This window comes from Hyphobacterium sp. (assembly GCF_965229905.1).
In the GTDB taxonomy this organism is placed as follows: domain Bacteria; phylum Pseudomonadota; class Alphaproteobacteria; order Caulobacterales; family Maricaulaceae; genus Hyphobacterium.
Window position 1 is genome coordinate 171,476 of sequence record NZ_OZ245930.1, and the last position, 23,682, is coordinate 195,157.

At 61.8% G+C, this 23,682-nt stretch carries 23 protein-coding genes; 2 read left to right on the plus strand and 21 right to left on the minus strand.

What is annotated here, in order from left to right; translation table 11 throughout:
* Nucleotides 1–188: 188 nt before the first annotated feature.
* The 3 genes from ACO08C_RS00920 to proS are packed head-to-tail and all read right to left on the minus strand — an operon-like array spanning nt 189 to nt 3,511.
* Nucleotides 189–881 (minus strand): ABC transporter ATP-binding protein, encoded by a 693-nt coding sequence (locus tag ACO08C_RS00920; RefSeq protein WP_421786712.1) that lies wholly within the window; start codon nt 879–881, stop codon nt 189–191.
* Nucleotides 874–2,181 carry a lipoprotein-releasing ABC transporter permease subunit gene (locus ACO08C_RS00925; RefSeq protein WP_421786714.1) on the minus strand — a complete coding sequence of 436 codons (1,308 nt, stop codon included), beginning with the start codon at nt 2,179–2,181 and terminating at the stop codon, nt 874–876. Before ACO08C_RS00925 ends, ACO08C_RS00920 begins: the two co-directional genes overlap by 8 nt.
* Entirely contained in the window at nt 2,174–3,511 is a 1,338-nt protein-coding gene (proS, locus tag ACO08C_RS00930) for a proline--tRNA ligase (protein ID WP_421788741.1), read from the minus strand. Before proS ends, ACO08C_RS00925 begins: the two co-directional genes overlap by 8 nt.
* Before the next feature lie 123 nt (nt 3,512–3,634).
* Here proS and ACO08C_RS00935 point away from each other — a divergent pair, with 123 nt between their 5' ends.
* Nucleotides 3,635–4,561, plus strand: a complete 927-nt coding sequence (locus tag ACO08C_RS00935; protein ID WP_421786716.1) for a DMT family transporter — start codon at nt 3,635–3,637, stop codon at nt 4,559–4,561.
* The gene (locus ACO08C_RS00940) at nt 4,558–5,361 is read left to right on the plus strand and encodes an enhanced serine sensitivity protein SseB C-terminal domain-containing protein (protein ID WP_421786718.1); all 804 of its coding nucleotides are present in this window, start codon (nt 4,558–4,560) and stop codon (nt 5,359–5,361) included. Before ACO08C_RS00935 ends, ACO08C_RS00940 begins: the two co-directional genes overlap by 4 nt.
* Here ACO08C_RS00940 and ACO08C_RS00945 read toward each other — a convergent pair.
* The 18 genes from ACO08C_RS00945 to ACO08C_RS01030 all read right to left on the minus strand — a co-directional run bounded on the left by ACO08C_RS00945 (nt 5,358) and on the right by ACO08C_RS01030 (nt 23,679).
* Complete coding sequence (locus tag ACO08C_RS00945; RefSeq protein WP_421786720.1) at nt 5,358–5,723, minus strand: DUF1467 family protein; 366 nt, start codon at nt 5,721–5,723, stop codon at nt 5,358–5,360. The genes ACO08C_RS00940 and ACO08C_RS00945 overlap by 4 nt on opposite strands.
* Entirely contained in the window at nt 5,720–6,136 is a 417-nt protein-coding gene (gene mce, locus ACO08C_RS00950; RefSeq protein ID WP_421786722.1) for a methylmalonyl-CoA epimerase, read from the minus strand. Before mce ends, ACO08C_RS00945 begins: the two co-directional genes overlap by 4 nt.
* Before the next feature lie 11 nt (nt 6,137–6,147).
* Nucleotides 6,148–7,818, minus strand: coding sequence for a ribonuclease J (locus tag ACO08C_RS00955; protein ID WP_421786724.1), 1,671 nt, complete (start codon nt 7,816–7,818; stop codon nt 6,148–6,150).
* On the minus strand, nt 7,818–8,597 hold the full coding sequence (locus ACO08C_RS00960) for a type III pantothenate kinase (protein ID WP_421786726.1): 780 nt from the start codon (nt 8,595–8,597) through the stop codon (nt 7,818–7,820). The genes ACO08C_RS00955 and ACO08C_RS00960 overlap by 1 nt, the downstream gene beginning before the upstream one ends.
* Nucleotides 8,598–8,606: 9 nt before the next feature.
* Nucleotides 8,607–9,350, minus strand: a complete 744-nt coding sequence (locus ACO08C_RS00965; RefSeq protein WP_421786728.1) for a biotin--[acetyl-CoA-carboxylase] ligase — start codon at nt 9,348–9,350, stop codon at nt 8,607–8,609.
* Nucleotides 9,351–10,802, minus strand: coding sequence for an NADH-quinone oxidoreductase subunit NuoN (gene nuoN / locus ACO08C_RS00970; protein WP_421786730.1), 1,452 nt, complete (start codon nt 10,800–10,802; stop codon nt 9,351–9,353).
* A 12-nt stretch (nt 10,803–10,814) separates the two neighbouring features.
* Nucleotides 10,815–12,311, minus strand: a complete 1,497-nt coding sequence (locus ACO08C_RS00975; protein ID WP_421786732.1) for an NADH-quinone oxidoreductase subunit M — start codon at nt 12,309–12,311, stop codon at nt 10,815–10,817.
* The gene (nuoL, locus tag ACO08C_RS00980) at nt 12,312–14,447 is read right to left on the minus strand and encodes an NADH-quinone oxidoreductase subunit L (RefSeq protein ID WP_421786734.1); all 2,136 of its coding nucleotides are present in this window, start codon (nt 14,445–14,447) and stop codon (nt 12,312–12,314) included. It lies immediately after the preceding gene.
* 5 nt (nt 14,448–14,452) lie between these two features.
* Complete coding sequence (nuoK, locus tag ACO08C_RS00985) at nt 14,453–14,761, minus strand: NADH-quinone oxidoreductase subunit NuoK (protein ID WP_421788742.1); 309 nt, start codon at nt 14,759–14,761, stop codon at nt 14,453–14,455.
* Complete coding sequence (locus ACO08C_RS00990; protein ID WP_421786736.1) at nt 14,761–15,372, minus strand: NADH-quinone oxidoreductase subunit J; 612 nt, start codon at nt 15,370–15,372, stop codon at nt 14,761–14,763. Before ACO08C_RS00990 ends, nuoK begins: the two co-directional genes overlap by 1 nt.
* A 27-nt stretch (nt 15,373–15,399) precedes the next feature.
* Nucleotides 15,400–15,888: an NADH-quinone oxidoreductase subunit NuoI gene (gene nuoI, locus ACO08C_RS00995; RefSeq protein WP_421786738.1), complete on the minus strand. Its 489-nt coding sequence runs from the start codon at nt 15,886–15,888 to the stop codon at nt 15,400–15,402.
* Nucleotides 15,885–16,934, minus strand: coding sequence for an NADH-quinone oxidoreductase subunit NuoH (gene nuoH, locus ACO08C_RS01000; protein ID WP_421786739.1), 1,050 nt, complete (start codon nt 16,932–16,934; stop codon nt 15,885–15,887). The genes nuoI and nuoH overlap by 4 nt, the downstream gene beginning before the upstream one ends.
* A gap of 6 nt (nt 16,935–16,940) precedes the next feature.
* On the minus strand, nt 16,941–19,028 hold the full coding sequence (nuoG, locus tag ACO08C_RS01005; RefSeq protein WP_421786741.1) for an NADH-quinone oxidoreductase subunit NuoG: 2,088 nt from the start codon (nt 19,026–19,028) through the stop codon (nt 16,941–16,943).
* A 197-nt stretch (nt 19,029–19,225) separates the two neighbouring features.
* A complete protein-coding gene (gene nuoF, locus ACO08C_RS01010; protein WP_421786743.1) occupies nt 19,226–20,536 on the minus strand; it encodes an NADH-quinone oxidoreductase subunit NuoF in 1,311 nt (436 codons plus the stop codon).
* Nucleotides 20,536–21,291, minus strand: a complete 756-nt coding sequence (nuoE, locus tag ACO08C_RS01015; RefSeq protein ID WP_421786745.1) for an NADH-quinone oxidoreductase subunit NuoE — start codon at nt 21,289–21,291, stop codon at nt 20,536–20,538. Before nuoE ends, nuoF begins: the two co-directional genes overlap by 1 nt.
* Nucleotides 21,288–22,505: an NADH-quinone oxidoreductase subunit D gene (locus ACO08C_RS01020; RefSeq protein ID WP_421786747.1), complete on the minus strand. Its 1,218-nt coding sequence runs from the start codon at nt 22,503–22,505 to the stop codon at nt 21,288–21,290. Before ACO08C_RS01020 ends, nuoE begins: the two co-directional genes overlap by 4 nt.
* Entirely contained in the window at nt 22,505–23,116 is a 612-nt protein-coding gene (locus tag ACO08C_RS01025) for an NADH-quinone oxidoreductase subunit C (protein ID WP_421786749.1), read from the minus strand. Before ACO08C_RS01025 ends, ACO08C_RS01020 begins: the two co-directional genes overlap by 1 nt.
* Nucleotides 23,113–23,679, minus strand: a complete 567-nt coding sequence (locus ACO08C_RS01030; protein WP_421786751.1) for a NuoB/complex I 20 kDa subunit family protein — start codon at nt 23,677–23,679, stop codon at nt 23,113–23,115. The genes ACO08C_RS01025 and ACO08C_RS01030 overlap by 4 nt, the downstream gene beginning before the upstream one ends.
* Nucleotides 23,680–23,682: the final 3 nt, after the last annotated feature.

The window sequence follows — 23,682 nt, forward strand, 5'->3', positions numbered from 1 at the left end:
TCAGGCCAGGAGGATGGATGTCCACATCAATATCATCCAGCCGAAGCCCAGAATGGCGGCCGCGGAAGTCGCATCTGCCAGCAAGCGTTTCATGATTGTCTCCCTCACGTCTCGTCGTGTTCTGCTTATGTTCTTTCACGTTTTGTTCTGCTTGCCAAGAAGTTTTTCGTTAACGTGAAAAAGCGCGACTATTCCGCGTGTTGGAAGGTAACAAGCTGCCCGTGAGCAAGCGTCAGCACCCGGTCCATCCGCTCGGCGAGCGCGATATTGTGGGTGGCAACGAGCGCCGCAACGCCCTCTTCCCGCGCCGCTTTGCGGAAGCTGTCGAAGACCGCATCGGAAGTATCCGGATCGAGATTGCCGGTCGGTTCGTCGGCGAGAATAATCTTGGGATTGTTGGCGAAGGCGCGGGCGATGGCGACGCGCTGCTGTTCGCCGCCTGACAGCTCTGCCGGCCGGTGAGTCAATCGCTCACCGAGGCCTAGCGCGGTGAGCAGCCGCCTGGCCTCCGGCATGGCTTTATGACGCATTTCACCATGAATGAGCCGCGGCAGGGTGACATTTTCGAGCGCGTCGAACTCCGGCAGCAAATGATGGAATTGATAGACGAAGCCGATATGGTTGCGCCGCAGCCCGGTGCGGACATCGTCGCTGGCATTAACGGCGTCGATTCCCGCAACCTCGACTTTGCCGTCATCGGGCGGTTCAAGCAGGCCGGCGATATGCAGGAGGGTCGACTTGCCGGATCCTGACGGGCCGATGAGGCCGACAATCTCGCCCGGATGCAAGTCGAGATCGATTCCGCGCAGCACATGCAGGTCTTCCTCGCCCGACTTGTAGGTCCGGGTCACACCGCGCAGGGAGAGCACCGCCTTACTCATAGCGCAGGGCTTCCACCGGATCGAGCCGCGCCGCGCGCCACGCTGGCGGCAGGGCGGCGAGGAAGGCCGAGAACAGGCCGAACAGGATGGCGAAACTCACCTCCCCAGGATCGATGCGGGCCGGCAGGCGTGTCAGGAAATAGACTTCCGGATTGAACGGATCGACCCCGGTCAGCAATTCGATGAAGCCCTGAATGCTTTCGATATTGAGCACGAACAGGAAGCCGAGGGCGGCCCCGCCGAGCGCGCCAACCATGCCAATCATGGTCCCGATCAGGAGGAAGACCCGCATCACCGCGCCGCGCGTGGCGCCCATGGTGCGCAGAATGGCAATGTCGCGTCCCTTGTTCTTCACCAGCATGACCAGCCCGGTGATGATGTTGAGCGCGGCGATCAGGATCACGACGGACAGGATCAATCGCATCGCGAAGCGCTCGACCTGCAGGGCCTGGTAGAAGGCCAGGCTCTGATCGCGCCAGTCGAAGACGATGGTGCCGGCCGGAACGGCCTGCCGGACCTGGGCCATGGTCTCGGCGATTTCGACCGGGTTCTGCACCCGCGCCTCAATCGTCATCGGTCCGTCCTGGCTGAAAAACAGCAAAGCCTGTTCAAGCGGCATGAAGGTCACGACCTGGTCGAACTGGTGAACGCCGACGGTAAATACGCCGCCGATCGTATAGGCCTTGCGCCGCGGCACCGTGCCGAACGGGCCGGAGGCGCCGTTCGGCGCCAGCAGCGTGATTTCATCGCCTTCCTGAACGCCGAGACGCCGCGCCAGCGCCGCCCCGATGAGGATGGTGTCGCCGCCGTTTTCGCCGACGCCGAAGGTTTCGAACGTCCCGCCGATCAATCCATAGCGCTGGCCCGGTCCCGGTGCCGCTGAAATGCGGTCGATATTGGCGAGATCGGCCGGTTCGATGCCCACCACCTGCGCGCCAACCGTCTGGCCATTGGCCGTAAACAAGGCCTGGCCTTCATAGCGCGGGCCGGCATTGAGGACGCCGGGCGTCGCGATCAGCTCGGTCTGAATCTCGTTGATTTCCCGCTCGGTCAGATTGCGCACATCCACATAGACGTGGCTCTGGGCGCCGAGGAGCTGGCTCAACAGCTCGTACCGGAAGCCGTTCATGATCGAGAGCACGATGATCAGTGCAGCGACGCCGAGCATGATGCCGAGGAAGGAGATGATGGCGATCAGCGCAATGCCGCCTTCCTTGCGGCGGGCGCGCAGATAGCGCATCGCGATCACGAACTCGAAGGGCGAGAACGGGCGGGCTCCGCCCAGTCCGGCTTCAACCATCGGCAAATTGTCCTTCCGCGAGGCGGTTGATCGCGTCCTCCAGCGACATTTCGAACTTCTTGCCGGAACGGCGCACCTTGACCTCCACCTTGCCCTCTTTCAGGCCGCGCGGGCCAATGACCAATTGGTAAGGCAGGCCGATCAGATCCATGGTGGCAAACTTTGCGCCGGCGCGCTCGCCCGTGTCATCGAGCAGCGGTTCTTTGCCGGCCTTTGTCAGGGTTTCGTATGCCTGAGCGCACGCCGCAGATGTGGCGTCATCGTCGGCTCGCATATTGATGATGCCGACGCCATAGGGGGCCACGCTTTCCGGCCAGATGATGCCGCTCTCGTCATGGCTGGCCTCGATGATGGCGCCCATCAGTCGCGAGACGCCCACACCATAGCTGCCCATGTGCACTGGCCGGTCCTGGCCGTCGGGATGGGTGACGAAAGCCTTCATCGGCTCGGAATATTTGGTGCCGAAATAGAAGATGTGACCGACCTCGATCCCGCGGGCCGACAGGCGCTTGTCCTCGGGCACTTCGGCGGTGAAGCGATCGGGTTCGTGCATCTCCTCGGTCGCGGCATAGAGCGCGGTGCGCTGGTCGACGATGGGCTGCAGATCGCTGTCGAAATCGACACCCGGACCGGGCGCGCCCATGGAGATCAGGTCGGCATGGCAGAAAACTTTACTCTCACCGGTCTCGGCGAGCACGATGAATTCATGGCTAAGGTCGCCGCCGATCGGGCCCGTATCGGCGCGCATCGGAACGGATTTCAGGCCCATGCGCGAAAAAGTGTTGAGATAGGCCACGAACATGCGGTTATAGGCTTGGCGCGCGGTTTCCTCATCGAGATCAAAGGAATAGGCGTCCTTCATCAAGAATTCGCGGCCGCGCATCACCCCGAAACGCGGACGGCGCTCGTCGCGGAACTTCCACTGGATATGATAAAGAAGTTTCGGCAAGTCCTTGTAAGACTTACAGGAAGCGCGAAAGATCTCGGTGATCATTTCCTCATTGGTCGGCCCGTAGAGCAGGTCGCGCTCATGGCGGTCGACAATGCGCAGCATTTCCTGGCCATAGTCTTCATAGCGCCCGCTCTCCCGCCAGAGATCGGCCAGCTGCAGGGTCGGCATCAGGAGCTCAATCGCGCCGGCGCGGTCCTGTTCCTCGCGTACAATCTGTTCGATCTTTCGCAGCACGCGGTGCCCCAACGGCAGCCAGGCATAGATGCCCGCGGCTTCCTGTCGGATCAGGCCGGCGCGCAGCATCAGCTGATGCGACACAATCTGGGCGTCGGAAGGGGCTTCCTTGAGAACGGGCATGAAATAGCGGGACAGGCGCATGGGGTCCGGACTTCGGCAAGAGTTGTAGAAGCGGCTTAGACCGACGGCCGCGGCGCCGCAAGCGGCGGCGATATAATCATTCACGCGATTGACAGAACCTCCCCACAATCAATGCTATGGACGATGTCCGGCAAGCCTACACACTCGACGCTTATAACACTCACCATGCTGATTTCCGGCATGGCCCTGTTCGGTTCCGCGACACCGGTCAGCCGCATAATCGGCCAGGACTTTCCGGTGCTGCTGGCGGCGGAGCTCCGTGTTCTCATCGGGACGCTGGTGCTGCTGCCGGTCGCGATCGGCCATTTCGGAACCGTCCCGCGCCTATCCCGTGCGGACTGGATGCGGATTGCAATCATCGCGCTGTTCGGCATGTTCGGTTTCACGCTGCTGATGCTCTACGGGATGCGCCTCATTCCCGGCGCGGCCGGAGCCGTCGTGATGAGTACCGCGCCGGCCATCACGGCCATCGGCGCCATAGCGTTTCTCGGCGACCGTTTAACGCGTGCCAAGGCGCTCGCCATCGGCCTGGCCGTCATTGGCGTACTGACCTTAAATCTGCTTAGCGCCGGCGAGAGTGGCGGCCTGCTGCTGTGGGGCAGCCTGCTGGTGCTCGCGGCCGTGTGTTGCGAAGCCGTCTACACGCTGATGGGCCGCCGGACCACGGAGACGGTTTCGCCTGTGCTGGTCGCCTTTCTCGCCGCAGCGTTATCGATCCCGCTGTTTGCACCCTTTGCACTCTGGCAGGCTTGGGGTTGGGACTGGACGACGGTGTCTGCTGCCAGCTGGGTGGCGCTTGTCTGGTATGGGGCCGGCACGCTCGCCCTGGGCAGTTGGGTCTGGTATGCGGGCGTTTCCCGGGCGAGCGGCTCGACCGCCGCCGGCTTTATGGCGGTGATGCCCTGCTCGGCCTTGCTTTTGTCCTATCTGCTGCTCGATGAACCCTTCAGGTGGAGCCATATTGCCGGATTTGCAATCGTCCTCGTAAGCGTCCTGTTGATGTCGCGGGAACATGCAAAAATGGGACAGGAATCGGAGCGTGACAGTTGACAGAAACGATGGATCCGTTTCCGCGAAATGAGCTCGAATATGCGCTGTCGCAGGCGGCCAGCGATGCCGCGTCGCGGTCGGTTTTCTTTAAATTGGTGCTCGGCTCGCGTATTTTCGCGATTGGCCACGCACCGGATTCGCCCGCCGACCAGCCCTTCCGGATCGCCGCCGGCGACACGCTCTCGCTTGAACACTGGACCGGCGCGGACGGTCAGACCTACATCCCGTTCTTCACATCGCTTGACGCCTTGCAACAATCGGTCGAGCGGCAGGTGAGCTATCTCGCCATACTGGGGCGCGAATTGTTCGACTCCACCCGTGGCAAAAGCCTCATTCTCAATCCCGGCCAACCGCATGGCCACGCCTTCTCGCCCAGAGACATTGAGCGTCTGCTGGCGACGGGCGACGTTGCGCCTGTTGCGGCCCAGCCCCATGACGCCACGCCGCCGGTCGAGATCGGCCAACCGAAAGACTATCCGGTGGCCCTGATCGAAGGACTGACGCGGCTCTTTGCCCGGCACGGCGCCATCCGGCGGGCTTATATCGCCTTAATGAAGGACAGCTCGACCGATCGTCCCTTCAGCCTTCTGTTGGGACTCGATCTTGATGGCGAACTGGATCTTCAGTCCACGGGTCTCGGCCATGTCACAGCCGATCATGCGCCTGACGGTCTGCCGGTAGATATTCTGGTTTTGTCCGAGACGGAGGACGGACCGTCACGATATTTCCGGGAGCAGGCACAGCCCTTCTACGAGCGCCGCTGGGGACAGCGATTGATGGCCTTTTTTGTGCGCCCTTAGGCGTCCCAGGCATCCGAACCCGGAATGAAGGGAATATCGTCGAGCGAGATCAGTCCGAATTCAAACACGGCGAACAAGATCAACCAGATCACGGCGGCGGCGACCGTTGTCAGCCAAGCCTTGCGTTTGAGGCCGGGATCGATCGGCGCGCCGGATTCCGTGCCCTGGATCACCTCCCCGCTCTCCGCCTGCCCCGTAATGCCGAGCGGCAGAATGGTAAACAGCACCACCCACCAGGTGGTCAGATAGATGGCGATCCCGGTGATGAAGTTGATACCGCCGGAGGGCAGGAATAGCTGCGCGACAAGTGCGATGACGAAAATCGCAACAATCGCGGACTGGATGAGGCGGGTCAGATTCATGCGGGTTCCTGCATGAGTTCAATCAGCACGCCGTGAGTGTCCTTGGGATGGACGAAAATTACCGGCACGCCATGAGCGCCGATATAGGGCTCACCGGTGCCGAGAACAGTAGCGCCCTTGCCGCGCATCGCATCGCGGGCGGCGATGATGTCCGGCACTTCGAAACAGAGATGGTGCTGGCCGCCCTTCGGGTTCTTTTCGAGGAATCTGTTGACCGGACTTTCGGCGCCAAGCGGCTCAAGGAGTTCCAGCTCGGTATTGCCGGTATCGATGAAACAGACCTTTACGCCAAGCTTCGGGAATTCCTTGATTTCCGTGGCCTTCTCCAGCCCGTAGAGCGCGGCATAGGCATCCCGCGTCGCCGCAATGTCCGGCGTGGCGATGCCGATGTGATTGAGACGTCCGACGTTCATTTCCAACTCCCTCAAGCGGTCAGCACCATGATGTCGACCTGCGGCTTCTTGCCCCAAAGCATGTTGAGCTCGCGGCGCACGGCGCGCCGGACCGCCTCCTCGACCTCGGCCTCGTCGCAGCGGGCGCGGCGCTTGAGCCGGTCGAAAGCCGCTTCGGCGACCAGGCTGATCTGGTCGAGCAATTGATCGGCATCGATCTCCCGGCTTTCCGGCACGCCCAGCACCCGCACATCGGGACCAGAGATGAGACTCCCCTGCCCGTCGATGACCATCGCCACGGTGATGTGGCCCGCATAAGCCATGGACCGCCGTTCACGCATCGCCGGATTCTCGGCCTCGGTCATGAGATGGCCGTCGAGATACAGCCGGCCGGATTTGACCTCGTCGACGACACTCGCGCCGTCCTTGGAAATGCGGATCAGATCGCCATTGCGCGGGGCCAAAGCCTGCGGAATTTGGATCGACCGCGCGAAATTGGCATGCTCGGCAATATGGCGATGCTCGCCATGAACGGGGATCGCGATTTGCGGTCGGACCCATTCGTACATCTGTTTGAGTTCGTCACGGCAGGGATGCCCGGACACATGCACGTGGCGATCGCGCTCGGTGATAATGTCGACGCCGCGTTCGGAGAGCAGGTTCTGCAATTCGAAAATACCGGTCTCATTGCCCGGAATGACACGGCTGGAAAAAATCACGGTATCGCCCGTCGTCAGGTTGACGGCGCGATGATCGCCGCGCGCGATCCGCGACAGGGCAGCGCGCGGCTCGCCCTGGCTGCCGGTGCAGAGATAGAGGATCTTTTCCGGCGGGAACTGCGCGGCCTCGTCCTCGTCGACGAAAGGCTTGGTGTCCGCCAAGAGGCCGACGGATTTGGCCGCGGCCGCCATGCGGTGCATCGAGCGCCCGACCAGGCAGACCCGGCGGCCATTGGCTTCCGCCGCAACGATCGCGCTTTCCATGCGCGCCACATTGGAGGCGAACGAAGCGATGGCGACGCGGCCTTTCAGTTCGCCGACCAGTGCGATGAGGTTTCTGCGAACGCCGGCTTCGGACCCGGATTCGCCTTCGGTAAATACGTTGGTGGAATCGCAGACCATGGCGAGCACGCCTTCCTCGGCGAGCTCGGTCAACGCGTTGACGTCGGTCGTGTCGCCGATCAACGGATCCGGATCGATCTTCCAGTCGCCGGTGTGCAGGATCAGGCCTTCCGGGGTGCGGATGGCCAGACCGTTGGGCTCCGGAATCGAATGCGTCAGTGTCACGAAGCTGATGTCGAACGGGCCGAGTTCAATGCGCCCATCGACCGGAACGACATGGACAATTGCCTCGTTCTCAAGGCCCTTTTCTTTTAACCGGTCGACCATCAGCCACGCCGTGAACGGGGTGGCATAGATCGGGACGCGGAATCGCTCCCAGAGATGCGCGACGGCGCCCATGTGATCTTCGTGGGCGTGCGTCAGCACAATCGCCAGGAGGTCGTGCGCGCGCTCTTCGATGAAATCGGGATCGGGCAGGATGATATCGATACCCGGCGTGGTGAGATCACCAAAGGTGACGCCGCAATCGACCATGATCCATTTGCGGTTCTCTTCAGGCCCATAGCCGTAGAGATTGAGATTCATGCCGATCTCGCCGCTCCCACCGAGCGGCAGGAAGTAGAGCCCGCTGTCAGCGCTCATCAGCGGTCTCCACCGCCATTGAGTTTCCAGACCTCATACAGGCCGTGGATCGTGATGTCGGGGTCGAACCGGTCGATGCTGCGCGAGGCGCCCTCGAACAGAGAGGCGACGCCACCGGTGGCGATGACTGTCATAGGCTCGCCATGCTCGGCCTTGATGCGTTCCGTGAGCCCGTCGATCAGTTCGACATAGCCCCAGAAAATTCCCGACTGCATGGCCGACACGGTGTCCTTGCCGATCGCCTTGTCCGGCTGGCGGATCTCGATGCGCGGCAGGCGGGCCGCGGCCTCATGCAGCGCCTTGACCGAAAGGTTGATGCCCGGTGCGATGACGCCGCCCTCGAAGGCGCCGTCAGCCGACACGACATCGAAGGTCGTCGCCGTGCCCGAGTCGATCAGCAACAACGCACCGTCATACTTCGTCTTCGCACCGAGTGCATTGACGAGCCGGTCGGCGCCGGCTTCCTGCGGTCGTGGTATGCGAACCTCGACGCCCAGCTCGACGCCCGGTTCCCCGATGATCAGCGGTTCGGCCCCGAGATAACGGCGCGAAAGATTGCGCAAATTGAACAGAGCTTGCGGCACCACTGTGGAGATCACGCAGGCGGAAATGTCGCTGAAGGCAAGCCCGTGCATGGACATGATCTGGGACAGCCAGACGGCATGCTCGTCAGCCGTCCGCGTGGAATGCGTGGCGGTGCGCCATTCCGCGCGCCAGCCCTCGCCGTCATGGACAGCGAACAGCGTATTGGTATTGCCGCAATCGATCGCGAGAAACATGGGCGCGGTTTACTCCAAAGCGCCGGGAAAAAATACATCCCCTGCTGAAATAAGGCGTGTTTCGCCTTTCGCCATTTCGAGTTTCAGCGACCCGTCGGCGGCCAGGTCCGCAAAGACGCCCTCCAGCGTTTCGCCGGCCAGGCGCGCCACGCAGCGCTGTCCCAGCCCGTGCGCGCGCGCCATCCAAGCCTCGCGAATCGGTGCGAATCCGTCGGCCGCCCAGCTCGCGCGCCAGTGCTCGAAACGGGAGACCAGCTGTTCCAGCGCTGTGGCCGCATCAATGCGGGAACCCAGGATGGCCAGGCTGGTTGCCGGATAATCGGGGATGTCCGGTGCCGCGGCCACGTTGAGGCCAATCCCGACCACCAGCTGAATCACCCGGCCGGGGGCATCGGCGGATTCCAGCAATACGCCGCAAATCTTCTGGCCATCGACGAGTACGTCGTTCGGCCATTTCACGCGCACTTGGCGGTCCGGCAATTCAGCCCGGCAGACATCGGATGCGGCGAGTGCGGCCGCAAATGACAATTGCGCCGCTTCGCCCGGAGAACATTTGAGCGAATAGAGACCGGAGCAGTAGAGATTTCGGCTTAGATTCGCCCAGCTGCGGCCGCGCCGGCCACGGCCAGCTGTCTGGCGCCGCGCTGCAATCCAGAGCGGACCGATTTCATCGGCGCGAAAGCGGCGCCTTGCCTCTTCATTCGTGGAATCGATCTCGTCCAGCCACTCGATCCGGACGCCGTGCAACAACATCTAGAGCGGGCCCAGACCCGCATTCCGCGCCAACAGGAACAGCGCCGGGACAATGACGATCAGAGCGGCGGTGGCAATGCCGGCGATATTGGTGATGACGCCCGTGGTCGCAGGCGGTCCGATAAAGGACACGACCGGCTCGGAGAACCACATCACGCGCACAACCCGCAGATAGTAGGCCGCGGCAACGACGGAGAACAGAACGAGTGCAATCGGCAGGATCACCAGCCCCGCCTGCAAGGCGGCGTAGAGAATGAACAGCTTGCCGAAGAAGCCGACCAGGAAGGGCAGACCGCCGATCGAGAACATGGCGCCGGTCATTGTCCAGGCGAGGCCCGGACGCGACTGGGCGAGCCCGGCGAGATCATCGACCTGCTCGACCATGCCTTCATTGGTACGCATGGAGAGCACGACGCCGAAGGCCGCGATCAAGCCGACAACGTACAGCACCATGAAGGCGAGTAGTGCCCACAATCCGGTCTCTGTACCGGCGGCAATGGCGACGAGCGCATAGCCCATATTGCCGATCGAGGAATAGGCCATCAGCCGCTTGATGTTCTGCTGGGTGAGCGCGCCGAACGCCCCGACCGCCATGGACGCAATCGCGATGGCCGTGATCACCTGCTGCCATTGTTCGGTCATGGCTCCGAAGGGTTCGAACAGGAGGCGGGCCAGCAGTACGATAGCCGCAAACTTTGGGGCCGTAGCGAAGAACGCCGTTACAGGTGTCGGCGAACCTTCATAGACGTCGGGCGTCCACATGTGGAAGGGCGCCGCCGAGACCTTGAAGGCGAGCCCGCAGATCATGAAAACCAGTCCGAACAAGAGGCCGATCGAAACCTCGCCAGACGCGGCCGCGACCGCGATTTCATTAAAGCCGGTCGCCCCGGAGAAGCCGTAGACCAGCGACGCACCGTAAAGGAGCAGGCCGGAGGACAGTGCGCCGAGCACGAAATATTTCAGTCCGGCCTCGGAGGCCCGCAAGCTGTCGCGGTTGAAGGCGGCGAGCACGTAAAGCGCCAGCGATTGCAGCTCGACCCCCATATAAAGCGCGATCAGATCATTGGCCGAGACCATCATCGACATGCCGAGCGCGGCGAGCGCGATCAGCACGAAGTATTCAAAGCGCGCCAGGCGCTCGGACTTGAGATAGGGCACGGCGAACAACAGCGCGATCGCCGCGGCGCCAAAGATCGCGATCTTCGAGAACAGGGCGAGCGGATCGAATATGAAGGCGCCGCCAAAGGCTTGTCCGCCTTCTCCCGGCACCAGGAAGGCTGCCGCCAGCGCTGCGACGACCAGCAGGCCGGCGGTCAGCGGCGCAACAAGGCCGGCCGCGCGGCCATGATCCTTGATGTAGACGCCGAGCATCAGTAGCGCCATGGCGCCGACGGCCAGGATCACTTCGGGTGTATAGAGCAGATATTCCGCGGAGAGCGTGGCGAGATCCATGATCGGCAGCCCCTACTGCGCGCTGGCGGCAATCGCCGCCTCGTAATTCGAAATCAGCTGCTCGACCGAGGTCGCCGTGACATCGGTGATCAGCGTGGAGAAGAAGCCGAGGACAAGCGTTGCAATGATCAGCGGCATGAAGATCGCCCATTCGCGCACATTCATGTCGTTGATCGCTTCCAGCTTCGGATTGGTGAGATCGCCCAGCACCAGATTGCGGTAGGCGGTCAGCATGTAAACAGCCGACAGGACGACGCCGATGGCAGCCCCCGCCGCGGCCCAAGTCGAAACCTGGAAAGTGCCGATCATCGCCATGATCTCGCCGACAAAGCCCGACGTGCCCGGCAGGCCGACATTGGCCATGGTAAAGAGGGCGAGTACGGCGGCATAGACCGGCATACGGTGCACCAGCCCGCCATAGAAGGCGATCTCGCGCGTATGCATGCGGTCATAAATGACGCCGACGGCGAGGAAGAGCGCGCCGGAAATGACGCCGTGCGAGAGCATCTGGAAAATCGCGCCCTGCACGCCGAGCTCGGTCATGGCAAAGAGGCCCATGGTCACCAGCCCCATGTGGGCGACCGATGAATAGGCGATCAGCTTCTTGATGTCGGTCTGCCGGAAGGCGACCAGCGAGGTGTAGACGATGGCAATCACCGACAGGGCGAAGACCAGCGGCGTGAAATAGGCACTCGCATCCGGGAACATAGGCAGCGAGAAGCGCAGGAAGCCATAGCCGCCCATCTTCAACAGCACCCCGGCCAGGATAACCGAGCCGGCGGTCGGCGCTTCGACGTGGGCGTCCGGCAACCAGGTGTGGACCGGCCACATCGGCATCTTCACCGCGAAGGAGGCAAAGAAAGCAAGCCACAGCCAGGTCTGGATCTCTGCCGCGAAAGGCGTCTCCAGGAGGACGGTGATATCCGTTGTGCCGGCCTGCAGGAACATGAAGACCATGGCGACCAGCATCAGCACCGAGCCGAGCAGCGTGTAGAGGAAGAATTTGAACGCCGCATAGACGCGGTTCGCCCCGCCCCAGACGCCGATGATCAGGAACATCGGGATAAGGCCGCCTTCGAAGAAGATGTAGAACAACACCATGTCCAACGCGCAGAAGACGCCGATCATCAGCGTTTCCAGCACCAGGAAGGCGATCATGTAATCCGCGACGCGCTTCTCGATTTTCCAGCTTGCGAGAATGGCGATCGGCATCAGGAAGGCGGTCAGCAGGACGAAGAGGACAGACAGACCGTCCACGCCCATGCGATAGGCCATGCCGAACTCGGAGAACCACTGGACTTCCTCCAGCAGCTGGAAGCCCGGATTGGACGGATCGAAGCGGATCATCACCACGATCGACAGAGCAAAGGTGACAAGCGTCGTCAGCAGGGCCACGCCGCGCGCATTTTTCTCGATAAAGGCCGAATCCTCGGCGCGCGAGAACAGCTTGAACAGCGTGATCACGAGAGCGCCGGCGAGCGGCGCGAAGGTGACGGCGGATAACAACATCTATTCGCCTCCCGCGCCGGCCATGGCCCAGATGGTGAGCACCACCACCCCGATCAGCATGACGAAGGCATAGTGATAGAGATAACCCGATTGGGCTTTCGACAGCCGCCGCGCCGCGGCGAGCGCCGACGCCGCAAAGCCGTTCGGACCGAAGCCATCAATGATGCGCCGATCACCGACCTTCCAGAACAAATCGCCGAGGGCGCGCGCGCCGCGGACGAAGACGAAATTGTAGATCTCGTCGAAATACCATTTGTTCAAAAGGAAGGAGTGCAAAGGGCCCTCGCGCGAGGCGAGGCGGGCACCGAAACCGGCGAAACGGATGTAGAAGATCCAAGCCAGAATAAAGCCCAGAATACTGACGGTGAGCGGTGCGAAGAGCACCCAGGTCGGCGGATGGTGGCCGCCATGTTCGCCTGCGCCATATTCGCCCTCACCGCCATGATCGTCGCCATTGGCGGCAGCTTCCGACGGTGCTTCTGCATCGCCTGCATCAACGGCGGCCTCATAGGATTGCGCTTCCAGATCGGAATGCTCTTCCAGAATTCCGGCGGCCTGGGATTGTGCGTAAAAGTCGCCGTAATTGCCTTCCGCATAAGGTCCGGGCGGCAGTGAGTCCTCCCAGAAGGTGAAGGCGTGCTTGCCGACGAACTGATCCTTGAAAGCGGCGCCGGCAAGAACCGCACCGACGGCCAGGAGGATCAGCGGAATCATCATCACCGGCGGGCTTTCATGGGCGTGATCGATGACCTCCTTCTCGCCACGGAACTTGCCGTGGAAGGTCATGAAAATCAGGCGCCATGAGTAGAAGCTGGTTAGACCGGCGGCGATCACACCGACCCAGAAGGCCAGCATGCCGAACGGCACGCCCTCCTCACCCATCATGAAGGCTTCCTCGATAATCATGTCTTTCGAGAAGAAGCCGGCAAAACCCCAGCCGATGATCGGCAAGCCGACGCCGGTCAGCGCCAGCGTGCCGATATACATGAGGATCGCGGTAAACGGCAGGTAAGCGAAAACCCCGCCCATTTTCCGCATGTCCTGCTCGTGATGCAGGCCGTGAATGACGGAGCCCGCGCCAAGGAAGAGGAGCGCCTTGAAGAAGGCGTGCGTGAAGAGGTGGAACATCGCCGCGGAATAAAGGCCGAGGCCCGCGGCAAAGAACATGTAGCCGAGCTGCGAACAGGTCGAATAGGCGATGACGCGCTTGATGTCGTTTTGCGCCAGGCCGACCGTTGCGGCGAACAGCGCAGTCGTCGCGCCGATCACGGTGACGAAGGCCGAAGCATTGGGCGCGGCCTCATAGATCGGGAAACAGCGGCAGACGAGGAAGACTCCGGCGGTCACCATGGTGGCGGCATGGATGAGCGCGGAGACCGGCGTCGGGCCTTCCATCGCATCCGGCAACCAGACATGGAGGAAGAACTGGGCCGACTTGCCCATCGCGCCGATGAAGAGAAGGAACGCGATCAACTCGACCGCATTGAATTCGAGACCGAGAAAGTTCCAGGTCAGCGTGGCCATGCCTTCGACGTCGTTGAAGACGGCATCGAAACTGATCGAACCGAACACGGCGAACACCGCCATGATGCCCAGCGCAAAGCCGAAATCGCCGACGCGGTTGACGACGAAGGCCTTGATGGCCGCGTCATTAGCCGATTTCTTCTTGTACCAAAATCCGATCAGCAGATAGGAGGCGAGCCCCACGCCCTCCCAGCCGAAGAAGAGCTGCAGGAAGTCGTCCGCCGTTACCAGCATCAACATGGCGAAGGTGAAGAGCGAGAGATAGCTAAAGAAGCGTGCCCGGTGCGGGTCGTCGCTCATATAGCCCCAGGAGTAGACGTGAACGAGCGAGGAAACGAAGGTCACGACGACCAGCATCACGGCCGAGAGTGCGTCCAGCCGGATCGACCAGGTCGCTGAGAAATCGCCGATCTGCATCCAGGTGGCGAGCGGGATGGTGCGGACGTTTTCCGCGAAGATGACGTCGTAAAAGACCCAGGCCGACAACAAAGCGGACAGGATCAAAAGCCCGGTGGTGAGCGCCATTGCGGCGCGGTCGCCAATGAAGCGCTGGAACAGGCCGGCGATGATGGAGCCCAGAAGCGGGCCGAAGACGATGATTATCGGAGCCATATCGCCTAGCCCTTCATCAGGTTGATGCCCTCAACCGAGATATCACCCCGGTTGCGGAAGAAGACGACAAGAATGGCGAGGCCGATCGCGGCTTCCGCGGCGGCCACCGTCAGCACGAACATGGCGAAGACCTGGCCAGCAAGATCGCCGAGATAAGCCGAGAACGCCACGAGGTTGATGTTTACCGCCAGAAGCAGCAGCTCGACCGACATCAGGAGGACGATGACGTTCTTGCGGTTCACGAAGATGCCGAAGACACCGATCGTGAACAGGATCGCGGATACGCCGAGATAATGCGACAGGCCGATATCCATCATTCGCCCAGCCCCTCTCCGGATTTCACGTCATGCAGCGTGACAGCCGTTTTGCGGTCGCGGCCGACCTGTTCGGCAATGTTCTGGCGCTTGACGTGCGGCTTGTGTTGCAGCGTCAGTACGATGGCGCCAATCATGGCGACGAGCAGGATGAGACCCGAAGCCTGGAAGAAATAGGCGTAATCGTCATAGAGTAAGAGGCCGAGCGCCTCGACATTGGAGATGCCCTCGGGCGTCGCACTGGCAGCATTGGTGGCGACGACATTGGCCTCGGTCCAGGCGCGGCCAACCAGTATCAGCTCGGCCGCGAGGATGACTGCGATCAGCCCGCCGAAGGGCAGATAACTCAAAAAGCCTTCTTTGAGCTCGGCGAAATCGACATCGAGCATCATGACCACAAACAGGAAGAGCACCGCGACGGCGCCGACATAGACAACGATTAGCAGCATGGCGAGGAATTCGGCACCGAGAAGCACAAACAGGCCCGCCGCGGAGAAGAAGGCGAGGATCAGCCAGAGCACCGACCGTACCGGATTGCGGGCCGCCACGACGAAGAAGGCGGACAGGATTGTCACGCTCGCCAGCACCCAGAATGTTATTGCCTGCAGCATCAGCCGCCCCGTCCCTCTCTTCGCGCCCTAGCGGTAAGGCGCATCGATTTCCAGATTGCGCGCGATCTCACGTTCCCACCGATCGCCGTTCGCCAGAAGCTTTTCCTTGTCATAGTAAAGTTCTTCGCGGGTCTCCGCGGCGAACTCGAAATTCGGACCTTCGACAATGGCATCGACCGGGCAGGCCTCTTCGCAGAAGCCGCAATAGATGCATTTCACCATGTCGATGTCGTAACGCGTTGTGCGGCGCGAGCCATCCTCGCGCGGTTCCGCCTCGATGGTGATCGCCTGCGCCGGACAGACCGCTTCGCACAGCTTGCAGGCGATGCAACGCTCTTCTCCGTTGGGATAGCGGCGCAGCGCGTGCTGACCGCGGAAGCGCGGGCTCAAGGGACCCTTCTCGAAGGGATAATTCACCGTCGCCTTCGGGCGGAAGAAGTACTTCATCGCCAGGATGAAGGCGCCGACGAAGTCCATCAGCAAAGCGCCGCGAATGGTTTGCGCGATGCGGCTCATGACTGGCCTCCGAAGTAAGCGATATAACCGCCGACAATCGCGACCGCGGCGAGCGATGTCGGCAGGAAGATCTTCCAGCCCAGGCGCATCAGCTGGTCATAGCGGTAGCGCGGGACGATCGCCTTCACCATGGCGAACATGAAGAAGAAGAAGACAATCTTCGCGGCGAACCAGAAGAAGGGTGGCAGGAAGTCCAGGAAGGGGAATGGCGCATGCCATCCGCCAAAAAAGAGGATCGTGGTCAGCGCGCACATCAGGACGATGTTGAGATACTCGCCGATCATGAAGAGCAGATAGGGTGTGGACGAGTATTCGACCTGATAGCCCGCGACAAGCTCGGATTCCGCTTCCGGCAGGTCAAACGGCGGGCGGTTGGTTTCCGCCAGCGCCGAGATGAAGAAAATCACCATCATCGGGAACATGACGAGGAACATCGGAACCGGCAGGGTGTGCAGGGCCAGCATGTTCCAGTTCCAGAAGCCGCCGGCCTGTTGCTCGACAATGACCGAGAGGTTCATCGAGCCCGCAAACAACAGCACGGTAACGATGATGAAGCCGATCGAGACCTCGTAGGAAATCATCTGCGCCGCCGAGCGCAGTGCGCCCAGGAAGGGGTATTTCGAGTTCGAGGCCCAGCCGCCGATGATGATGCCGTAAACTCCAAGCGAGGAGATCGCGAACAGGTAGAGAATGCCGACATTGAGATCGGCGATCACCCAGCCCGGCGCGACGGGCACGACGGCCCAGCCGATAAAGGCCAGCACGAGCGTGATCAACGGCGCGACCAGGAACAGGACACGATCCGCGCCGGCCGGCACAACGATTTCCTTGAGCACGAATTTGAAGAAGTCGGCGAAGGACTGCAGCAGGCCGAAGGCGCCGACCACGTTCGGTCCCTTGCGCATCTGCACCGCCGCCCAGACCTTCCGGTCCATCAGAAGGAGGAAGGCCAGCGAGATCAGCAGCACGATCATGAAGGCGAGGATCTGGCCGATGGCCAGGGCCGTACCGCCCCAGACGCCGTATTGCTCGATGAAGTGGCCCATCGTCCCCTACTCCGCCGCGAGCGACGCAGGCGCCGCTTTCATTGCCGAACACTCCGCCATGGTCTTCGAGGCCCGCGCGATGGCGTTCGTTAAGTAGAAGTCGGAGACACAGGACCGGAACGGTTCGGCGCCCATATCGCCCGCTTCGCCGATCGATGCCACATCAAATTCAGCCGCCGTCGCATGCCCCGGCGCATGATCGATGCCGCCAAAGACAGGATGATCGGCGATCAGCTTTTCGCGCAGCGCTTCCAGCGTGTTGTAGGGCAGTGTCTTGTTCAGGCGCTCGGAGAGCGCCCGGAAGATCGCCCAGTCCTCTTTCGCTTCGCCTTTCGGGAAGACGGCGCGGGCATTCATCTGCACGCGGCCTTCCATATTGGCCCACATGCCGCGTTTCTCGGTGTAGGCCGCCCCCGGCAGGATCAAATCGGCGCGATGGGCGCCGCGATCGCCGTGATGGCCGATATAGATGACGAAGGCTTCGCCGAATTCGGCGTCGATTTCGTCCGCCCCCATCAGCACGACCGTGTCCATGCCGCCAGCCTGCATCTCGGCCGCCGTCTTGCCGCCCTCGCCCGGCACGAAACCGAGATCGAGCGCGCCGACGCGCGCAGCGGCCGTATGCAGCACGTTGAAGCCGTTCCAGCCGTCCTTGACCGCACCGACTTTCTTGGCGAGATCGCCGACCGCGCTGAGGACCTCAGCGCCATCCTCGCGGGCCAACGCGCCCATGCCGACAATGATCATCGGCTTTTCGGCGTCTTTCAGAGCCTTGGTGAAGCCGGACCGCTTGCCACCAAAGCCTTTCAGCTCCTTCGGGCCGGTCCCGGCCTGATCGAACGGATAGGTCAGATCACCGACCTCACCGATGACGCCGACTTTCACGTCGCGCTCCAACCAAGCCCGGCGAATGCGGGCATTGAGCACCGGGGCTTCGAGACGCGGATCGGTGCCAACCAGCAGGATCGCGTCCGCTTCGTCAATCCCGGCAATCGTCGAGTTGAAGAGCCAGCTCTCGCGCGGCCCATGCCCGATCGGTGCGCCGTCTTGGCGCGCATCGATCGATGTCACGCCTAACGCATCGAACAGGTCCTTGGCGGCTTTCAGCTCTTCAATGGAATTGAGATCGCCGGCAATGACGCCGATCTTCGAGGCGTCGCCGGAGAGCTTCGAGGCGGCAAGACCGAGCGCCTCCTCCCAGCTGACCGCGGCCAGCTTGCCGGCCTTGCGGGCATAGGGCTTGTCAAGTCGCTGGCGTTGCAGACCATCCCAGACAAAGCGGGTCTTGTCCGAGATCCACTCCTCGTTCAGCTCGTCATTGACGCGCGGCATGATGCGCAAAACGCCCGGACCCCGGCTGTCGACCCGGATCCAGGATCCCATCGCGTCCATGACGTCGATGGTTTCGGTCTTTTTCAGCTCCCAGGGCCGCGCATTATAGGCGTAGGGTTTGGACGTGAGCGCGCCGACCGGGCACAAATCGATGACATTGCCCGACAATTCCGACTGGATGTTGCTTTCCAGATAGGTCGTGATCTCGGCATCTTCGCCGCGATTGAGCATGCCGATCTCTGGCGAGCCGGCGACTTCGGTGACGAAACGGACGCAGCGCGTGCACTGGATGCAGCGGGTCATGATGGTCTTGACCAGCGGACCCATATTCTTGTCTTCAACAGCGCGCTTATTCTCGGTGTAACGTGTACCGGAACGGCCATACGCCATGGCTTGGTCCTGCAAATCGCACTCGCCGCCCTGGTCGCAGATCGGACAATCCAGCGGGTGATTGATGAGCAGGAATTCCATCACGCCTTCGCGCGCCTTCTTCACCATGGGCGAGGCGGTATTCATGGCCGGCGGTTCGCCATTCGGCCCGCCGCGCATGTCGGAAACATTCATGGCGCAGGAGGCGGCCGGCTTCGGCGCGCCGACGAGTTCCACCAGGCACATACGGCAATTGCCGGCGACCGACAGGCGCTCATGATAGCAGAAGCGCGGGATTTCCTTGCCCGCGGCCTCGGCCGCCTGCAGCAGCGTGTAATGGTTCGGGACGTCGATTTCCTCGCCGTCGATGATGATGGTCCGCAAGTCACTCATGCGGATACCTCTTCCGTCTGGATAGATGAAACACCCATCCCTCCCCTCGACGGGGAGGGTGCCGCGAAGCGGCGGGAGGGGTGGGCGGTATCTCCACCCCCTCCGTCGGCTGCGCCGACACCTCCCCCGTCAAGGGGGAGGATGGCGCGGGTGCCGTCGATGATGATGGTGCGGAGATTGTCTGACATCGTGCTTCCCTACTCCGCCGCGACCGCTGACACCGCGACCGGCTTGCCGGCGCGATAAGCATTGATGCGATCCTCGATTTCATGCCGGAAATGGCGGATCAGGCCCTGCACCGGCCACGCCGCGGCATCGCCAAGCGCGCAGATCGTGTGACCTTCCACTTGGCCGGCGACGTCCAGCAGCTTGTCGATCTCGTCGGTCGAGCTTTCGCCGCGCGCCATGCGCTCCAGCACGCGCCACATCCAGCCCGTGCCTTCACGGCACGGCGTGCACTGGCCGCAGCTCTCATGCTTGTAGAAGTACGAGATCCGGGCGATTGCCTTGATGATATCGGTGGACTTGTCCATGACGATTACCGCGGCCGTGCCGAGACCGGACTTCTCGTCCTTCAGCGCGTCGAAATCCATCAGAACGTCGTCGCAAACGTCCGCCGGAATGCACGGCACGGAGGAGCCGCCCGGGATGACGGCCTTGAGGTTCTCCCAGCCGCCTCGGATCCCGCCAGTATGTGTTTCGATCAGCGTTTTCAACGGGATCGACATGGTCTCTTCGATATTGCACGGCTTGTTCACATGGCCGGAAATCGAGAACACTTTTGTGCCGGTATTGCCCTGGCGGCCAAAGCCCGCAAACCAGTCGGCGCCGCGGCGCAGAATGGTCGGCGCCACCGCGATGGATTCGACATTGTTGACCGTGGTCGGACAGCCATAAAGGCCGGCATTGGCGGGGAAAGGCGGTTTCAGGCGCGGCTGGCCCTTCTTGCCTTCGAGGCTCTCCAGAAGCGCGGTTTCTTCGCCGCAGATATAGGCGCCGGCGCCATGGTGGACGTAGCAGTCGAAATCCCAGCCATGGATGTTGTTCTTGCCGATCAGATTGGCCTCATAGGCCTCCTTGATCGCCTTTTCGAGCGCCAGGCGCTCGTCGACATATTCGCCGCGGATATAAATGTAACAGGCGTGCGCGCGCATCGCGAAGGATGCGATCAGGCAGCCCTCGATGAGCAAGTGCGGATCATTGCGCATGATCTCGCGGTCTTTGCAGGTGCCCGGCTCGGATTCGTCAGCATTGACGACCAGATAGTGCGGGCGGGCGCCGACCTGCTTGGGCATGAAGGACCATTTGAGACCGGTCGGAAAACCGGCACCGCCGCGGCCGCGCAGGCCCGACGCCTTGACCTGGTCGATGATCCAGTCCTGGCCCTGGTCGATCATATCCTTTGTGGCATTCCACGCACCGCGCTTTTTCGCGGCTTCCAGGCCCGGGTCTTCGCGACCGAAAAGATTGAGAAAAATCCGGTCTTTATCTTCGAGAAGCTGAACCATTATTCGCCTCCCTTCTTCTTGTCGGCCTTGGCACCGGTGCGGCCGGTCTCCTTGGGACGCGCCTTCTCGGTCGGCGCAGCCGCCTTCTCGCCGGTATCGTTGGCGGCATTCGGAAGTTTCACCTGCCTCGCCAGCGAGCCGTCATAGAGCGAGGCATCGGTCAGCGTGGTTGAGCCGCCCTCGGCTTCCGAACAGGAGCGGCCGGTCTGGGAGCCCGGCTTCGGCGCCTTGCCGGCGGCCAGGTCGTCGAGGATCTCAGCCATGCTCTCGGCCGTCAGGTCTTCATAGTAATGATCGGATTTGGCGTTGGATATCTGGACCATGGGGGCGTTCGCACAGGCGCCCAGGCATTCGACTTCCATCCAGGAGAATTTGCCGTCCGGCGAAACCGTGCCCTTCGGACCGATCCTGTCTTCGCAGACCTTCTTCAGATCCTCTGCGCCGCGCAGCCAGCACGGTGTTGTCCCGCAGACCTGGATCAGATGTTCGCCGGCCGGTTGCAGATTGAACATGGTGTAGAAGGTCGCGACCTCCATCACCCGGATTTTCGGCATGTCGAGCCGGTCGGCGATGACGCGCATGGCCGGCTCGGTGACCCAGCCGTCCTGCTTCTGCGCAATCCACAGCATAGGGATCACGGCGGAAGCCTTCTTACTGTCCGGGTACTTGTTCAACCAGAACTTTATTTCTTTCTCGCTTTCTATTGAAAACAAGAAGCTTTCCGGCTGTTCAAGAGCGATATCGCGAGCGCTCATCGGTCGATTTCTCCGAACACAATATCGAGCGAGCCGAGAATGGCGGACACATCCGCCAGAAGATGGCCGCGATTGAGATGATCCATGGCCGCAAGGTGGGCAAAGCCCGGCGCACGGATTTTTACCCGGTAGGGCTTGTTGGTGCCGTCGGCAATCAGATAGACGCCGAACTCGCCCTTGGGCGCTTCGACGGCGGCATAGGCCTCGCCCGCCGGCACGTGGACGCCCTCGGTGTAGAGTTTGAAGTGATGGATCAGTGCTTCCATCGACTGCTTCATCTCGGCCCGCCGCGGCGGCGCAAACTTGGTGTCAGTCGGAAGGACCTCACCGGCATTCTCGGCGCGCGACAGCCATTCGACACATTGTTTCATGATCTTCACGGACTCGAGCATCTCGTCCATGCGGATGAGATAGCGGTCCCAGCAATCGCCATTCTTGCCAACGGGAATGTCGAATTCGAGCTCGTCATAGACCTCATAGGGCTGCGCACGGCGCAGGTCCCAGGCCATGCCGGAGCCCCGTACCATGACACCTGAAAAGCCCCAGGCGAGCGCGTCTTCCTTCGACACCACACCGATATCGACATTGCGCTGCTTGAAGATCCGGTTCTCGGTCAGCAGGGTGTCGATATCCTTGAGCTTTTCAGGGAATTGCTCGCACCACTCGCCGATATCCTCGATGAGATCCGGCGGCAGGTCCTGGTGAACGCCGCCGGGCCGGAAATAGTGGGCGTGCATGCGCGAGCCGGAAGCGCGCTCATAGAAAACCATCAGCTTCTCGCGCTCCTCGAAACCCCAGACCGGCGGGGTGAGCGCGCCGACGTCGAGCGCCTGCGTCGTTACGTTTAGCAGATGCGAGAGAATGCGGCCGATCTCGCAATAAAGCACGCGGACATAAGAGCCGCGCCTGGGGACAGGGATGCCGGCCAGGCGCTCAACCGCCAGGCAGAAGGCGTGCTCCTGATTCATCGGCGCGACATAGTCGAGCCGGTCGAAATATCCGATGCCCTGGAGATAGGTCTTGTGCTCCAGGAGCTTTTCCGTGCCGCGGTGCAAAAGGCCGATATGCGGATCGACGCGATCGACGATCTCGCCATCCAGTTCCAGCACGAGGCGCAACACGCCGTGCGCGGCCGGGTGCTGCGGGCCGAAATTGATCGTAAACTTGCGGTCGTCGACCTGTTCGATGTTGTCGGGGTTGGCGATATCGTTCATTACGCTCCCTCCCCCTTCGCCTTTTCATCGCCAGGCAGCACGTATTTCGCGCCTTCCCAGGGCGAGAGGAAATCGAAGTCGCGATATTCCTGGACCAGCTCGACGGGTTCGTAGACGACGCGCTTTTCTTCTTCGTCCCACCGCACTTCGACATAGCCTGTCAGCGGGAAATCCTTGCGCAGCGGGAAGCCGTTGAAACCATAATCGGTGAGGATGCGGCGCAGATCCGGGTGGTTGTCGAACACAATGCCATACATGTCGAAGGCTTCGCGCTCGAGCCAGTTGGCGACCGGGAAAAGCCCCGTCACGGACGGAACCGGCGTTTCCTCATCGGTTGCGGTCTTGACGCGGATGCGGTGGTTCAGCTGCATCGACAACAGGTGATAGACGACGTCGAACCGCTCGGTCCGGCCGGGATGATCGACGCCGCAAATGTCGATCAGCGTCGTGAACCGGCAGGCACGGTCGTCGCGCAAATGGCGGATCACCTCCTCGACGCGGTCACGATAGATCACCAGCGTCAGCTCGCCATGATCGGCCGACCATTCGCGGATCGCCGAATCGAGTTGCGCGGCAATATGCGCGCCGAGTTCGTTCAGTCGTTCGCTCATCGTTCGATCGACCCTTCGCGGCGGATTTTCTTCTGCAGCTGCAGGATGCCGTAGACCAGCGCTTCGGCGGTCGGCGGACAGCCCGGCACGTAAACGTCGACCGGCACGATGCGGTCGCAACCGCGCACCACGGCGTAGGAATAGTGATAATAGCCACCGCCATTGGCGCAGGAGCCCATCGAAATCACATAGCGCGGCTCGGGCATCTGGTCGTAAACCTTGCGCAGCGCCGGCGCCATCTTGTTGGTGAGCGTGCCCGCGACGATCATCACGTCGGACTGGCGCGGCGAGGCGCGCGGCGCAAAGCCGAAGCGCTCCACATCGTAGCGCGGCATGGAGGCCTGCATCATTTCGACCGCGCAGCAAGCGAGGCCGAAGGTCATCCACATCAGCGAGCCTGTGCGCGCCCAAGTGATGAGATCGTCGGCCGCGGCGACGACGAAGCCCTTGTCGGCCAGCGCGTCGGACACCCCGTCAAAGAACGGATCGTGTTTTTTCGGATCATAGTGCGGGGTGGCGGCGCGGCCGGCCTGCCCTGCGGGGGTCAGCGTATTGTCAGCCATGAT